The sequence below is a fragment of the Pseudoalteromonas sp. MMG007 genome (assembly GCF_018100985.1).
Classification (GTDB): Bacteria; Pseudomonadota; Gammaproteobacteria; order Enterobacterales; family Alteromonadaceae; genus Pseudoalteromonas.
This window is the reverse complement of the sequence record NZ_JAGJEI010000017.1, coordinates 1-17,274: the sequence shown is the minus strand read 5'-3', so window position 1 is coordinate 17,274 and position 17,274 is coordinate 1. Positions and strand designations below refer to the sequence as shown.

At 40.4% G+C, this 17,274-nt stretch carries 7 protein-coding genes; 3 read left to right on the top strand and 4 right to left on the bottom strand.

What is annotated here, in order from left to right; translation table 11 throughout:
- Positions 1 to 25: 25 nt before the first annotated feature.
- Entirely contained in the window at positions 26 to 1,966 is a 1,941-nt protein-coding gene (acs, locus tag J8L71_RS16375) for an acetate--CoA ligase (protein WP_211001476.1), read from the bottom strand.
- A 440-nt stretch (positions 1,967 to 2,406) separates the two neighbouring features.
- On the opposite strand from acs, the gene J8L71_RS16370 reads away from it, so the two are divergent.
- Positions 2,407 to 3,576 (top strand): DcaP family trimeric outer membrane transporter, encoded by a 1,170-nt coding sequence (locus tag J8L71_RS16370; protein WP_211001475.1) that lies wholly within the window; start codon positions 2,407 to 2,409, stop codon positions 3,574 to 3,576.
- A 514-nt stretch (positions 3,577 to 4,090) separates the two neighbouring features.
- The gene (locus J8L71_RS16365; RefSeq protein ID WP_211001474.1) at positions 4,091 to 6,199 is read left to right on the top strand and encodes a TonB-dependent siderophore receptor; all 2,109 of its coding nucleotides are present in this window, start codon (positions 4,091 to 4,093) and stop codon (positions 6,197 to 6,199) included.
- A 608-nt stretch (positions 6,200 to 6,807) separates the two neighbouring features.
- On the opposite strand, the gene recA is transcribed toward J8L71_RS16365, so the two are convergent.
- Together recA and J8L71_RS16355 are read right to left on the bottom strand one after the other, a co-directional pair.
- Positions 6,808 to 7,851, bottom strand: coding sequence for a recombinase RecA (gene recA, locus J8L71_RS16360; protein WP_058547221.1), 1,044 nt, complete (start codon positions 7,849 to 7,851; stop codon positions 6,808 to 6,810).
- 65 nt (positions 7,852 to 7,916) lie between these two features.
- Positions 7,917 to 8,408, bottom strand: coding sequence for a nicotinamide-nucleotide amidohydrolase family protein (locus tag J8L71_RS16355; protein ID WP_211001473.1), 492 nt, complete (start codon positions 8,406 to 8,408; stop codon positions 7,917 to 7,919).
- Positions 8,409 to 8,429: 21 nt separating this feature from the next.
- On the opposite strand from J8L71_RS16355, the gene mutS reads away from it, so the two are divergent.
- Positions 8,430 to 11,012, top strand: a complete 2,583-nt coding sequence (gene mutS / locus J8L71_RS16350; protein WP_211001472.1) for a DNA mismatch repair protein MutS — start codon at positions 8,430 to 8,432, stop codon at positions 11,010 to 11,012.
- Between the two features lie 114 nt (positions 11,013 to 11,126).
- Here the strand turns inward: mutS and J8L71_RS16345 are convergent.
- On the bottom strand, positions 11,127 to 17,274 hold a 6,148-nt coding region (locus tag J8L71_RS16345), incomplete at its 5' end, for an Ig-like domain-containing protein (RefSeq protein ID WP_211001471.1).

Below are 17,274 nucleotides of genomic sequence, written 5' to 3'. Positions count from 1 at the left end.
TTGTAATCAAGTTTTTAACGCGCATTTAACGATTTAATCTGTTCTCGATTAGATCATCCACTACAGACGGATCTGCAAGTGTTGACGTATCACCTAATTGTTGATGCTCATTTGCAGCAATTTTACGTAAAATACGGCGCATAATCTTACCTGAACGTGTTTTTGGTAAACCCGGTGACCACTGAATCATATCGGGCGATGCTATAGGGCTAAGCTCTTTACGAACCCAGCTGCGTACCTCTTTAGTTAGCTCATCGCTCACAGTTACGCCTTCGTTAGGCGTAATATATACATAAATACCTTGGCCTTTTATGTCATGCGGGTAACCAACAACGGCGGCTTCAGCTACGGCTTCATGCGCAACTAATGCACTTTCTATTTCAGCAGTACCTAAACGGTGACCAGACACATTAAGTACATCATCTACGCGACCTGTGATCCAGTAATAGCCATCTTCATCGCGGCGACAACCATCACCTGTAAAATAAACACCTGGGTATGCGCTAAAGTAAGTTTGCTCAAAGCGTTCATGGTCGCCATAAACAGTGCGCGCTTGTGAAGGCCAGCTATCTAATATAACTAAGTTCCCATCAACAGCGCCTTCTAGTGTATTACCTTCTGCATCAAATAATGCTGGTGCAATACCAAAAAATGGATGTGTCGCAGAACCTGGTTTAGTGTCGGTCGCACCTGGTAATGGCGTGATCATAATGCCACCGGTTTCTGTTTGCCACCACGTATCTACAATCGGACAATTTGACTTACCAATTTGTTCGTAATACCACGTCCACGCTTCTGGGTTTATTGGCTCACCTACAGAACCTAAAATACGTAAGCTATCGCGATGCGAAGACTCAGTTGGCTCATCGCCTTTGGCCATTAAGGCACGAATAGCGGTTGGAGCGGTATATAAAATAGTAACGTTGTGTTTATCAACCACTTCCCCCATGCGCCCAGCAGTTGGATAAGTAGGTACACCTTCAAATAATACTTGAGTACACCCATTTACTAATGGGCCATATGCAATATAGCTGTGTCCCGTGATCCAACCTACATCGGCACTACACCAATAAACATCATCATTTTGTAAATCAAATACGTATTCATGAGTCATTGATGAATAAACTAAATAGCCACCAGTGGTATGTACCACGCCTTTAGGCTGTCCAGTAGAACCTGATGTATACAATATAAACAAAGGGTCTTCAGCATTCATAGGCTCTGGTTCGCACTGCGCTGGTAAATCAGCGACTAAATCGTGCCACCAAATATCATGATCATTCCAATCAACTTCACCGCCCGTTAATTGATGCACAATAACGTGCTCAATTGTGGTTACTGAGTCTTGCGATACCGCTTCATCAACATTCGCTTTAAGTGGCACACAATTACCTGCACGTCGCCCTTCATCTGAGGTGATCACCACTTTAGCGCCAGAATCTTTAATACGGTCCGCTATAGCCGATGGCGAAAAACCACCAAATACCACAGAATGAATTGCACCTATTCGTGCACACGCTTGCATTGCATAAACAGCCTGAGGAGTCATGGGCATGTAAATAGCAACACGATCGCCTTTTTGTACACCTAGCTTTTTAAGGCCATTAGCGAATTTAGCCACTTCATCGTGTAACTGTTGATAAGTAATATTTTCGCTTTCATTGGGGTTATCACCTTCCCAAATAAGCGCAACTTTGTCTGCTTTAGTTTTCAAGTGGCGGTCAATACAGTTGTAAGACGCATTTAAATAGCCATCTTCATACCATTTAATGCTGATATGGCCTTTATCAAAAGAAGTATTTTTAACTTTAGTATAGGGAGTGGACCAATCAAGGCGTTTGCCGTGTTCACCCCAAAAACCTTCAGGGTCATCAATAGATTGCTTGTAAAGCGTATTATATTTATTTTTATCAACAAGAGTCGCATCTTTAATATGCGCCGGAACTGAATAGATACTTTGTGACATCTTCGTCTCCATTAAGATTGCTTGCCTTAGGCTCCTTTCAAGGATTACTCAGCAGTGCTTTATTAAGTATTAGACCTTAGTTGTACTCTGCTTTTATTTATCTATTTGTAGTTTATAATCCATCTGCTTTCAATTATTTTACATAACCAATACAAGATGTTAAATGTAAGTAAATACAAACAAGTTCACTCTAAAACCTTAGTCTTATAGACCAATAGGTAATTGAGTAAATATTACGCATATTCAAAAGTGTTTGTGTAATTAATAAAGTTATTTGCAGTATTACATGCCAAAGCTTTATTTAACGAATGAAAACAATATGTGTATTGAAAAGCCAAATTAGCACCCTTTTTTATTCGTAAGTAATACTAGTAGCAAGTAATACAGCCTTATATGAAAAAAAAGCAACAAACAACAAGTAGCCTATAAAGGACACCACAATGAAATTTACCCCATTAAAAAAATTGGCAGCAAGCGCTGTACTATGTGCACTATCAAGTACTGCTTATGCGGCAACAGCTGCAAAAATTGGTGATACCGAATTTACCTACGGTGGATACATTAAATTAGACACAATGTGGAGTGATTACTCTGCGGGTGCACCTTCTGGCTCAAGTGTTGGTCGCGATTTTTACGTACCAAGTACACTTACTGTTGGCGATGACAATGACTCTGATGCTGTGTTTGATATGCATGCACGTGAATCTCGCTTCAACTTTGGTACTTCTACGTTAATGGATAACGGTAAAACAGTAAAAACCAAAATTGAGTTAGACTTTTTAGCATCAGCGCCTGGTGGCAATGAGCGTGTATCAAATTCGTACGCACCGCGCATTCGCCATGCTTTTGTGGCTTATGATGGCTGGTTATTTGGTCAAACATGGTCAAATTTTCAAAATGTAGGTGCTTTGGCCGAAACACTCGATTTTGTAGGCCCTGCTGAGGGCACTGTGTTTGTTCGTCAAACTCAAATTAAATATACAACGGGTGCTTGGTCTTTCTCATTAGAAAATCCAGAAAGCACCATAACTACACAAGGCGGCACACGCGTAGAAACTGACGACGCATCACTGCCTGACTTTACCGCCCGTTATACTCACAAAGCTGATTGGGGTAACATTGTAGTTGCTGCACTTGCGCGCCAACTTACATATAAAGTAGGCGATGTCGATGCTGACGAAACATCATTTGGTATTAGCGCGTCTGGTCGCGTTAACTTTGGTGAAGACTACCTTAAATTTATGCTTACACAAGGTAAAGGTTTAGGCCGTTACGTAGGCTTAAATGTGGCACATGGCGCAGTACTTAATGACGATGAGCTTGATGCAATTGATTCAACATCGGGCTTTGTAGCTTATCAACATAAGTGGACAAGCCAATGGCGCTCTACGTTCTTATACTCGTTCTTTAGTGCTGATAACAACACTGACTTATTAGCTATTTCTGGCGATCCGGTTGAGTCTAGCCAAAGCTTTAGCGCCAACATTTTATACTCGCCAGTTAAACGCTTAACATTTGGTGCTGAGTTTAAGCATGCCGAACGTGAAACAGAAAGCGGTGTTGATGGCGATTTAGATCGTTTACAATTCTCTGTTAAATACTCTTTTTAATTAGTAAAAACAGTATGATCAATTAAGCGGCCTTAGCCGCTTTTTTTAACTAAATTAAAAAAGTATTCATCTAATCACATGCCTATTTTGTACTTATAAATTTAATTTATTGTCATAAGACCCTGCAACAACATGGAATTTTCTTCTTTCCTTACCTGAATTAGCGCTTATTAAGGTATCCTTTTATAAAACTTAACTTAAAGCATAATAATCTATCTACATTAATTTAATGTGAGCTAGTCTTATAGCTGGAAGATTCAACCAAAATAAATTGTAAAAACACCCACCCACACCAAAAATTATCAAATAAAACCAATTAGTTAAAAAACCCTCTGATAATAATATAGTTTCGACAATCGGAATTATATTTAATAAATAAATACTGATTTTTAAATAATGGAAACAAACCTGCAAATGATAATGGTTTTTATTTGAATTTATTATTTTCAAATAGTAGAATGTGGCAAATATTTAAATAAACTCAAATAATAAGTTCTATTAATTAAGGGAAAACATGAAACTCAATCGCACTTTTGCACTTTCTTCATTAGTTTTGGCTATGGGTTTTTCTGCTCACGCACAAGAAACAGCAGCTACTAGTACAGTTGAAAATAATAATGAAAAAATGGAAGAAATATTAATAGTTGGTGTACGTCAAGACCGAGTTAGTCAAGGTGCTACAGGTTTAACCATGGAGCTTAATGAAACACCACAATCTATTAGTGTAATAGATGCCAAACAACTTAAAAACTTTGCAGCAAACAGCATTAATGACGCTATGAAAATGGCCACAGGCATCACTGTAGAGCAAGGTGAAACTAACCGTACACGATATACCTCACGAGGCTTTGATATTAAGAGTACTCAAGTTGACGGTGTTGGACTGCCTAATAACTGGGGCCTTGTTACAGGTGCTATGGAAAGCTACGGTTATGAAAAAATAGAAGTTATTCGTGGTGCTAATGGGCAATTAACAGGTGTAGGTAATGCTGCGGGCACTATTAACTATGTTCGAAAGCGCCCAACAAATGAGAATGAAGGTGAAGTGGGTATATCTGTAGGTTCATATGGCTTCAAACGCTTGCAAGCAGATTATTCATTTTTATTAACAGATTCAGGCAGTTGGGCTGCTCGATTTGTTGCTGCTGCAGAGGATTCTGATTCATACCTAGACGGCTTAGAAAACGATCGCACTTACTTCTCTGCTGTAATCGACGGACAACTTACTGGTAATTCAACACTTTCATTCGGTGCCTCATATCAAGATGCAAATACAGATGGAACAATGTGGGGAGGTTTACCACTATCTTATGCCGATGGTACGCAAGCAGAGTGGGACGTAAGTGCAAGTCCAACTCAAGAATGGACTAAATGGGACACTCTTAATACCACTGCTTTTATTGAATATACTTATGTATTTGATAATAACTGGGAAATTAAAACAACTTATAATTACCAAGACTCAGAAGATCAAAGCAAATTGCTTTATCTTTATGACGCTTATGGAATGTTTGATAGTGAAACTAATTTAGGTTTAGTCAGTCTTCCTGGACGATACGATACAGAGTTCTCAGCTGATTTATTTGATATAACGGCTAAGGGTGAATACAGCTTGTTTGGTCAAGAGCATGAATTAATGCTTGGTGGAAGTATTTCACAAAGCACATCCTACTCTTTTACTAACTCTTACGATGCTGCAACGACAGAAGCTTATGGTTTAGCTCCTGCTTTTCCATATGCTTTAGATGCGATCGCTGAACCTATTTGGGGCGAGCAAACTAAATATGCTGATATTGATGTTACTTTGAAGCGTTTTTTTGGTTCAACTAAATTAAACCTAACAAGTGACCTATTTGTTATTGCAGGCTTTAACGCTATTGATTATGAGCGCTCAGGATTTAGCCAAGGCGTTGATATAGATAATAATGAGAGTGAAGTAAGCCCTTACCTAGCAACAACCTATGCAATTAATGATGATGTTAACTTGTACGTAAGCTACTCCGATATTTATCAACCACAAGAACAATACGATTACGACGGTAACTTTTTAGATCCAAGTAAAGGCGTTAATTACGAAGTAGGTGTTAAAACTCAATGGTTTGATGATCACCTGCTTGCAACCTTTGCAGTGTTTAGCGCAAAGCAAGATAACATTGCAACTTATGCTGGGCTAAATGCATCTGGGTTTACTTACTATAAAGGAGCCGACCAAGATACGCAGGGTTTTGAATTAGAATTAACAGGACAAATAACTGATGATCTAAACGCTGTATTTGCTTATACATACTTAGATATTAATGATGATGCTGGCGATAGCTCTCATGAGTGGGAGCCTGAAAATGTTGTTAATTTTTCTTTAGATTATACGCTACCTCAACTACCTCAATTTCAATTCGGCTTAGCCGGTAAATGGCAATCAAAAACAGCAAATATAGCCAGTAATGTTAAACAGGATTCTTATTTACTAATGAACGCATTTGCTAGATGGGAAGCTAACGAAGACCTATCAATTCAAGCTAACATTGATAATATTACAGATGAAAAATATATTACTAGCTTAGCTAATGTGGGATTTTATGGCTCACCTATTAGCGGAAAAGTTAGCTTAACTTACCGCTTTTAAAATACTATTTTACTTAGAGCTCATTCTTTAACTATTAGAAAATGCTTTTACTGGGTAAAATTTATAGCGCATGATTGCTCTGCACCGAATTGAGCAAAGCAATTACTAGTGTATGCTCATGCGCTATCTAACCATAGATTTTTTATAAGCTTAATTTAAAAACGACACATTATATGTGTCGTTTTTATTTTTAGGCGGCAGTTTTAAAGCTAATTAAATTCCAATCTATATTATTAGCTATCGAGTGCTAAAACATCATCACTTCCTTGCTATTTAATTGCTCTATATTGCAAGCAGTTAAATAGTCTGCATTAAGCTGGCAGCTTAAAATAATTAATATTAATTTACTTATATAAGGTCTTACTAGCGTTAAAAAAATTGCGCTAAATCTAGGCAATATTTTTTATTTGGTTGTGCTAAATAAAACTTTTAACCACGTTATGGTGTAACTTAATTCATTAGGCTTCACAAAGACTTATGCAGGTTGGAAATAAGTATTACTGCTAATTTATATTACAGGTTCCCACAAACAAAAAAACGCTAACCATTGCTGGTTAGCGTTTTTTATAAAGCTCGGGTCAAATCAAGCTTAAAGAACGTTTTAAGCCTTAAAGGTCTGCGTCATCGCCTAACTTATCTTCACCGTCTTCTGGTTCAATAGTCGCTTTTAGCAATAACATGTCGCGTAGTTTGCCTTCAATCTCATCTGCAATTTCTACGTTTTCTTTCAAAAACTTAATTGAGTTTGATTTACCTTGGCCTACTTTATTACCATTGTAACTGTACCAAGCACCTGCTTTTTCAACAATTTTGTGCTTAACACCTAAATCAATTAGCTCGCCTTGCTTAGAAATACCTTCACCATACATGATGATAAATTCGGCTTGCTTAAACGGAGGTGCTACTTTGTTTTTAACAATTTTAACGCGCGTTTCGTTACCAACAACTTCATCGCCTTCTTTTACAGAACCAATTCGACGAATATCAATACGAACTGATGCGTAAAACTTAAGGGCATTACCACCAGTTGTTGTTTCAGGGTTACCAAACATTACACCAATTTTCATACGAATTTGGTTAATGAAAATACATAACGTATTAGAACGTTTAATATTACCCGTAAGCTTACGTAATGCTTGCGACATTAAACGTGCTTGTAAGCCCATGTGCGAGTCGCCCATGTCGCCTTCAATTTCAGCTTTTGGTGTAAGTGCAGCAACAGAATCGACAATAACAACATCTACCGCACTTGAACGTACTAACATGTCACAAATTTCTAGTGCTTGCTCACCCGTATCTGGCTGAGACACTAAAAGCTCATCAATGTTAACACCTAGTTTTTGTGCGTATACTGGATCTAGAGCATGCTCAGCATCAACAAAGGCACATGTTTTACCTTCTTTTTGAGCTTGTGCGATAACTTGTAAAGTAAGTGTTGTTTTACCTGAAGATTCAGGACCATACACTTCAACAATACGACCCATAGGTAAACCGCCTATGCCTAAAGCAATGTCGATCCCTAATGAACCAGTAGATACTGCATCAATGTTTAGGGCTTTATTGTCGCCCAGCTTCATGATTGATCCTTTACCAAATTGACGCTCTATTTGTGATAGTGCAGCGTCCAACGCTTTTTGTTTGTTATCGTTCATTTTGTTCTCCAAATCCAGCTAATGCGAACAAGTATACTGTATGAAACCACAGTATCAAGCGAAATTTATAAATTTATCTTCTCTATAGTTTTTTTCAATGAAAATTCAATAGCTTGCACTCTAACTTGCGTTCTATCACCACTAAATACTTGCTTAAAAGTGAATTGCTTACCAGCAATTTGTATGCAAAACCACACAAAGCCAACAGGCTTACCGGGAGTAGCGCCGCCCGGCCCTGCAATACCTGAAATAGCAATTGCAACATCGGCATTAGCCGCGTTTATGGCACCAAATGCCATTTCCTTCACTGTTTGCTCGCTTACCGCTCCAAATTGCTTCAATGTGCTCGTCGCTACATTAATTAATTCGTGCTTTGCCTCATTGCTGTATGTAACAAACGCACGCCCTAAATACCGCGAGCTACCAGGGGTATCTGTAAGCGCATAACTCACTCCGCCACCAGTGCATGATTCAGCAGTAGTGATCCATAAGCATTTATCCGTTAAAATAGCGCCTAATTGCGCAGCAAGTGTTTTAATCTCTTGATGTAATTCCATATTCAGCCTTTGGGTAAATACATGTCGTTTGATCTTTATGCACCACACACTATAAAACAACAAACCCCTATGATGCAGCAGTATCTAAAAATAAAATCAGAGCATCGCGATATTTTATTGTTTTATCGTATGGGAGATTTTTACGAACTTTTTTTTGATGACGCTAAACGCGCAGCTCAACTTCTTGATATATCGCAAACGCACCGCGGTAAAGCGGGCGGCGATCCAATACCTATGGCCGGTGTACCTTATCATGCCGTAGAAAACTACTTAGCCCGTTTAGTACAAATGGGCGAATCGGTTGCTATTTGTGAACAAGTTGGCGATCCCGCAACCAGTAAAGGCCCTGTTGAGCGAAAAGTAGTACGTATTGTCACACCCGGTACTATATCAGATGAAGCACTACTACAAGAGCGACAAGACAATCTGCTTACCAGTGTTTGGCAAAACAAAAAAGGCCAATACGGCATTGCTTACCTTGATATAAACTCAGGGCGTTTTAACATTGTAGAAGTAAATACTGACGAAGCTTTTAGCTCAACGCTACAGCGTTTATCGCCAGCAGAATTACTCTATAGCGAAAGCTTTGAAAATACACATTTAATTGAACATATAAAAGGCGCCCGCCGCCGCCCTGAGTGGGAATTTGATTTAGATACGGCGCAGCACTTATTGTGCGAGCAATTTGGTACCAAGGATCTCGTTGGATTTGGTGTAGAAAAAGCTCACTCAGCACTCGTAGCCGCCGGCTGTTTAATGCAATACGTAAAAGATACACAACGTATTGCTTTACCTCATATTCGTGCTATTACGCTTGAGCACAACGAGCATGCGGTTATTTTAGATGCCGCAACCCGTAAAAATTTAGAACTAACGGTTAATCTATCAGGCGGATTTGAAAACACCCTCGCACAAGTACTTGATAAAACGGCAACAGCGATGGGCTCACGTTTATTAAAACGCCGAATTCACACACCTATACGTAATAAAGATGAGCTTAATTCTCGTTTAAATGCTATTAGTGCAATTTTAGACGTACAACTTTGCAGCGAATTACACGAATCACTAAAAGATATTGGTGATATAGAACGTGTAATAGCGCGATTAGCGCTATGTACTGCACGCCCAAGAGATTTAACACGCCTGCGCAGTGCATTACAAGCACTTGCCCCGCTGCATAATTTATTAAGTGATGCGAGTGACCCGCGCATAACAAGTATTATCCAACACTCGCCAGAACTACCAGATCTACAAGCATTGCTAGAGCGTGCTGTTATTGATAATCCGCCAGTACTTATTCGTGATGGGGGCGTGATTGCGCCGGGTTATAATAGCGAGTTAGATGAGTGGCGTAACCTAAGTAAAGGTGCCACAGATGTACTTGAACAACTTGAACAACGCGAGCGTGAACGTACAGGCATTAGTACATTAAAAATTGGCTATAACCGAGTACACGGCTTTTTTATAGAAGTGAGTCGCGCCAATTCACATTTAGTACCTGCTGATTATATTCGTCGCCAGACACTTAAAAATAATGAACGCTATATTATTCCAGAGCTTAAAGAGCATGAAGATAAAGTACTTGGCAGCCAATCAAAAGCGCTCGCGCTTGAAAAACAACTATACGAAGAGTTATTTGAATTTATAGCCCCGCACATTGAACAGCTGCAAATAATGGCCGCTGCGCTTGCTGATTTAGATGTATTAAATAACTTAGCAGAGCGTGCCTTTGCACTTAATTATGCTAAACCACAATTATGCGACAACGACAACATTAGCATTAAACAAGGTCGTCACCCAGTTGTTGAACAGGTAATGAAAGAACCCTTCATTGCAAATCCTGTAGAGCTTAATAGCCAGCGCAAAATGTTGATTATTACAGGTCCAAATATGGGTGGTAAATCAACCTATATGCGTCAAACAGCGCTTATTGTATTAATGGCGCACATTGGCTGTTATGTCCCTGCTGATAGCGCAAAAATTGGTAATATAGACCGTATATTTACGCGTATTGGTGCAAGTGATGATTTAGCCTCTGGCCGCTCAACCTTCATGGTAGAAATGACCGAAACCGCCACTATTTTAAATAATGCTACAGCGCAGTCTTTGGTGTTAATGGATGAAATTGGGCGAGGTACAAGTACCTACGACGGGCTTTCGCTTGCGTATGCCACAGCTGATCATTTAGCATCAAAAATTTCAGCTAAAACACTGTTTGCAACCCACTACTTTGAACTAACAGAGCTTGCAGAGCAAACCCAAGGGCTTGTAAACGTACACCTTGATGCAATAGAGCATAACGACACAATCGCATTTATGCATACAGTTCTCGACGGTGCAGCAAGCAAGAGTTTTGGTTTACAAGTAGCTGCACTTGCCGGTGTGCCTAAAACGGTAATTGCGCAAGCTAAACAAAAACTTAAGTTACTTGAAAATCACCAAAGTGTTACTACGCCTAATACAGAGCAACAAGCGTTTACATTTAATAACGACGCTGTTATTGAGCCTTCACAAGTCGAAGAACAATTAAGTGCTATTGACCCTGATAATTTATCGCCTCGCCAAGCGCACGAACTGCTTTATAAATTAAAAGCACTGCTTTGAACTTATAAATATACAGTTTAAATAAAGAGGCTCTATTGCCTAAAAATAATAAGGCCAAAAGTGAATACTTTTGGCCTTATCTATATATTTAATATTTAGCTTTATAACCAAAGATTAAATATCTGTTTGGTTATTACCATTTTCGATTAAGTGCTTAATCATTTCCTCTGATTGGTTTTGAACATCGGCTGCTGGCGTGGCATCGTCAATACTTCCTCCACTTTGTGCTGGGCTATAAGCAATTGCAGAGCCTTCTTCATCAAGTAGATTATTTAAAGCGACTAACTGCTCTGTTTCAGAGTCAATTATTACATCGTTTATGCTTAGCGGCTCTGTTTCACTAACCTCTACCACCTGCTCTGCCGCGCTTGCCATTGTTCCAACATTTGCTAAATTGATGGTTTCGGTGTTTAACACTCCATCACCTTGCGTATCACCCAATGCTGACTCATCAAAAAATGACGCAGGCATAGTGTCGCCAGCACCTGAGCTTGCTCCATTATCGTAAATATTGCCGGACTCTATAAACACATCATTACCATTTTTAACTTGATAGTTACCGGCTTCGTCCACAGTATAGAAATACGTATTTTCAAGACCTGTACCCAGTAAATTTAAGAGATTCAGATCTAAATTAGTAGAGTCCCAATTACCTTGAGCATCTACAACTGCATATGGTGCTGAAGTTAATGCTAAATCAATGCTTAAAACTAATGAGTCGAAAATATAGACTTTACTTCCCTCACCGCCATCAGATGTACCTTCGTAACCAACTAAAGCACTCACAGGAGGTAGAAATGGTAGTGACACATCTAGGAGGTACTCAGGCGTTACTGTAAAGTTAATTGGTGTTGTATCAATAACCAACCCAGATACGCTACCGCTTGAGGTTGTATTACCTGATGCATCAGTTGCTACTGCTGTTACAGTATAAGCCCCTTCAGATAAGGTCGTATTAGCTGTAGCACTCCATACACCTGATGCATCAACAGTTTCTATTAATACAATACTTTCAGTTGGACCACTAAAGGTAACAGTTACAGACTCACCAGGAGCGGCTGTACCTGTTATAATTGGGGTTTGATCTGCTGTTATTTCTAACCCAGAGTCAATTGTAATACCTGAGTCAATTGTGCCACTTGTGGATTGCGTACCAATATTACCTGCACCATCAGCAGTGCTTACATCTACAGTGTAATTACCTTCACTAAGCACTTCTTCAGCCTCAACACTCCAGGTTCCACCATCACCAACTGTTTTTTCAACACTGTGCGAAGCACCAGCTGAATCTGTAAACGTAACTATAACCGCTGCACCTGCAAAGCTTCCAGTTACAGAACCCGTAATGGTAGGTGTTGTTTCTTGACCAACTGCGATAGCATCTATAAATACAATAGGTGCCGTGTAATCAGTGCTTGAAACCATTGTATCGCTTGATGAGTTACCCGCAGTATCACTTATTGATGCTGTTGCACTAAAGCTACCTTCACTAAGCTCGGTAGTCGCTGTTACTGACCATGTGCCACTTCCTGAAACTTGAGCGGTAATAGTTTGTGAATCGTTATTAGCATCAGTAATAACTACGCTCAGCGTTGTACCTGCTGGTGCATTACTTGTCCCTGTAATGGTAGGTAGCGGATTATTAGTAACTGCTAACTGCTCAATTTCAATTGTTGGCGGTGTTAAATCAATTACGCCATCAAGGCTTGTAGTACTTGTACCACCTAAATTTTCAACCGTAGCAGTCACTGTAAAAGTGCCTTCAGCTAATGGTACTGCAGGTACTAAAGTCCATAAACCTGCTATAGCCATTGTATTATAAGTGGTAGCCGTGCCGTCACTGTCAGTAATAACGACCTCTACGTTGCCATTTAATACATCTGTTGTGCCGCTAATGGTCGGCGTTATATCGCTTGTATCAATTATTGGGTCTATCAACAAACTTGGCAGGGTTGTACTAACTGTACCAATTTGATTTACAGTGGTTTTATTACCAGCGCTATCAATACTTATAGCCTCCACTGTAATTTCTCCTTCAGGTAATGCAGAAGCAATCACAGACCAACTACCATCTCCAAGAACAGTAGTTGTTACTGTTTGTACACCACCTGTTGAGTCAGTAATATTTACTGTAATTAGACTCCCTACTTCTTCATCGCTAGAGCCTGTAATTGTTGGTGTTAAAGTATTAAGTACTCCGAACGCATCTATTTCTAACGCAGGCGGAATGGTATCTATAGTCACTTGCTCAATGAGTGATTGCCCAGTATTACCTGCAGCATCAGTTATACTCGCATACACACTATAAATACCATCTAATAGGCTAGTTGTTACTAAAGACCACTTGCCATCGCTACCGACAATAGCATCGAAAACTGTTTCTTCACCATTACTGCCAATAACAGTTACATCAATGTCTGTACCTGGTGCTTCTTCTGATGTACCTGAAATTGTTAATATATCAGTATTGCTAATGCTCAGTGGTAAAATATCAACCACTGGCACCAGTGTATCAACGACGAATTCAAGCGTATCGGTAACTACGTTTCCTGCATCATCTGTAATGCTCACATTAGCAACGTGTTGCCCTTCAGTTAGCGCATCTATCTGGAGTGAAAATAACCCAGCTGCATTCACTGTCGTTGTGAGTACTGAACCACCGTCCAGCTGAATCTCTACCACACCATTAATTAAATCACTGGTACCTTGAATTATTGGCGATGAATCTGATGTTGATCCAATAACCTCTAAGCCAAGTGTTGGTGATATGGTATCTACAACATCGCTCACTAAGGTTGTTGTTGTTAAACCGACTTCGTTTACTATATCTACGGTTACATTAAATAATCCTTCAGCGAGAGATTGTGGTACTCGAATAGCCCAAGATTGATCGTCTTGCACTATTGCAACTAGCTCTTGTACCGCGTTCTCGCTATCAACAACTCTAACTAACACTTCCGTGCCTGGTGCTTGATCGGTTGACCCACTAATTATAGGCAGATCCCCCTCTCCAGTTACAAAGTTAACGACTGCATCGAGTAGCGGCGTTGTGTTATCTATATCTGCTGTTGTTATAGTCGTTGTATTACCCGCTTCATCTGTAGCTGATGCAGTCACTGTAGACAAGCCTATAACATTAATTGTCAGGCCAAGTAATTCCCAATCACCATTAGCGTCGGTGAGTACTTCATAAGTACTATCAACTAAACTTCCTGCAAGTCTAGTTGTTACAGTTACAGTTTGATTAGGGCCCAAATCAGAGGTACCAGATAGTGACAATAGCCCTCCAACTAAAAATGAAGGCACTATTGTTAACTCAGGTCCAACGGTATCAACTTCGCCACCGGTTTTACTATCAGTAGAAATATTGCCTGCAGCATCGCTAATAGTTGCACTTACACTGTAAACACCGTCAGCCAAAATATTATCAGCAGCCGCTTGCCAGTTACCATCAGCGTCTGTTTGGACTGTCATTTGATGAGAAGCCCCTGCAGAATCAGTAAAGGTAACAATAACATTGGCGTTGGCTTCGTTTGATGTGCCCGAGATCAGAGGTGTGCTGTCTTGTGTAAGTACTAGTGAACTTTGGTTAATACTAATCTCAGGTGCAATGGTATCTATAGTCGCGGTGACAAGTGCATCACCGGTATTTCCTGCATTATCGGTAATAAACACCTCAACAGAATAATCTCCCTGTGAGAGACTATTACCGGCCTCAACAGTCCAAGCACCGCCGGCTTGCACTGTTGTGTTTACAGAGTGCTCGTTACCTTGTGCATCAATAAATACGACAACAACGCTATCACCTACCGTTGCTCCGGTAACACTACCTGACACACTGGGAGTTAAATCGGTACTTCCAACAATGTCGTCAATAGTTACGATTGGTGCGGTTATATCAACTATACCTGTAGAGCTCGTATTTACAGGGTTACCAGCTGTGTCTGTAGTTGATGCGTTTATAGTATATGAACCTTCACTCAGCTCTATACTTGCTGCAACCGACCAAGTACCATCAGCCCCTACCGTCGCATTAATCGTTTGCTCATCGCCTAGGCTGTCAGTAAGTAGAATTACAACTATTGCGCCTTGTGGAGCTGTCGAACTTCCTGAAATTGTAGGTGTAGTATCATTAGACATTACCGGCGGTGTAATATTAAGTGCTGGTGGAGTTAAATCGATCACGCCCTCGCCCGCTGCATTACTCGTTAAGCCACCTTCAGTAACACTAGCTGAAACAGTAAATTCACCTTCTGGGAGAATATTTGTCGCATCGACACTCCACACCCCGCCTACCACAGATGTAGTTACAGTATGTGAAACGTTATTAACGTCAGTTATAACGACTGTGATTTCTGTGTTATCTGTCGCACTACTTGTGCCTGATATTGCAGGTGTTTGATCGTTTGTATCAACAATTGTATTAATATTAATTGTAGGCGCATTGGTATTTAATATTGCGGTACTATTTGCAACGGATTCATTCCCTGCGACATCAGTAACACTTGCAGAAACAGTAACTTCACCATCAGTCAGTGCATCTGTAATATCTACAGTCCAAGTACCTCCTGCACTAACAACAGTTGTGTAAATCTCGGTATTACCTCCGTTAGTCACAGTTACTGTAATACTCGTGTTTTCAGGTTCATTAGATGTGCCTGAAATAGTTGGCGTGCTCTCATTAATTGTACCTAATGCGTTTATAGTAATACTTGGTGCTTGAGTATCAATAAAACTCGAACCTGTATCGGAGCCTGCATTGCCAGCGTCATCGGTAATACTTACCTCTACATCATAATTGCCACCTGGCAAGCTTGGCGCCGTAACTTGCCAATCGCCGTTAGCATCAACTATTGCGGTTAAAGTATGTTTATCACCGTTGCTATCTGTAATAACTATATCGACCACCGTATTCTGTGGTTCAGTTGAAGTACCACTTATTATTGGTGTAGCAGTATTAAATACCGTTATATCATTAAGCACAACAACAGGTACTTGGGTATCAATTGTTAAATCAATTGTCGTGCTGCTGGTATTATTAGCGATATCGGTAATACTTACTTGCGCAGTATAATCACCATCAACAAGCGCTACGGGGACATCGACTTGCCAATTACCATCAGTATCCACCGTTGCTATTAGTGTTTGACCGCCGATAATAATGGTTACATCAGCACCAATCTCATTACTTGTGCCTGAAATAATTGGCGTCGTATCTGCTGTAGTATCAATAGGATTAACACTAAGAGTCGGTCCAATACTGTCTATCTCACCTTGTGCTTGCTCACTAGTTAAATTACCAACTTCATCACTTACCTCTGCAGTTACAGTGTACTGACCTTGAGAGAGTTCTGTTGGTACTTCAACAGACCAACCTCCATTTGCTTGAACAATAGCCGTAAATTCTTGACTCTGCCCAGCGCTATCAACAACGGTAAGTTGTATCGCAGCTCCCTCCTCCATATCAGTGACGCCAGAAATTACAGGCGTAGCATCGTTCGATAAGGCATCAACAGTCACTGTGAGCGCTGGTGCTTCGTTATCAAAATCAAGCGAGTTAACAGTAACAACGTTACCAGCGGCATCACTTGCACTTGCTGTTACATAAGCAAGACCAAGTAAGGGAACTGTTATATTTGCAACACCCCATGAGCCATCAGCATTTGTCGTAGCTGTGTAAGTCGCGCCTACAGCGCCACCTACTAAATACTGAGTAATTGTGATCACTGAACCTTCAGGTAAATCCGACTCTCCCGAAAGTGAAACTAAATTACCAGTTGCAAATGCAGGAATAATTCTCAGATCTGGTGGGGTTACATCCACTTCACCACTGTCTGTGCTTGTGCCAGTATTGCCTGCAGCATCAGTAATGCTGGCGCTAACACTGTAACTCCCTTCGGCTAAATCAGTTGGAGGGGTGGCACTCCAGTCACCGTTGATATCCGTTTGCACATCAATGGTTTGAGTGACATTTGCAGCATCAGTAAACATTACCGTGATGGTGCTGTTAGGCGCATCACTGCTGCCTGTCACCGCTGGCGTACTGTCGTTAGTGAGTATAGGTGCATCCACACTCACACTTGGCGCGGTGGTATCGATGTTACCGCTACCGGTAATATCATTGCTGTTACCTGCGACATCGCTAATACTTGCTTCGATGCTGTATGGCCCTTCAGCCAATGCAGTCGGTACTTCTATAGAGAAGTCGCCATCGGCATCAACCATGGTGGTAAAGGTTTGTGTATTGCCTTGATCGTCCTCC

Excerpts from the sequence above, each read along its gene's own strand:
- J8L71_RS16365 (WP_211001474.1), top strand. The coding sequence starts at position 4,091 with ATGAAACTCAATCGCACTTTTGCACTTTCTTCATTAGTTTTGGCTATG.
- J8L71_RS16370 (WP_211001475.1), top strand. The coding sequence starts at position 2,407 with ATGAAATTTACCCCATTAAAAAAATTGGCAGCAAGCGCTGTACTATGT.
- mutS (WP_211001472.1), top strand. The coding sequence starts at position 8,430 with ATGTCGTTTGATCTTTATGCACCACACACTATAAAACAACAAACCCCT.
- recA (WP_058547221.1), bottom strand. The coding sequence starts at position 7,851 with ATGAACGATAACAAACAAAAAGCGTTGGACGCTGCACTATCACAAATA.
- J8L71_RS16355 (WP_211001473.1), bottom strand. The coding sequence starts at position 8,408 with ATGGAATTACATCAAGAGATTAAAACACTTGCTGCGCAATTAGGCGCT.
- acs (WP_211001476.1), bottom strand. The coding sequence starts at position 1,966 with ATGTCACAAAGTATCTATTCAGTTCCGGCGCATATTAAAGATGCGACT.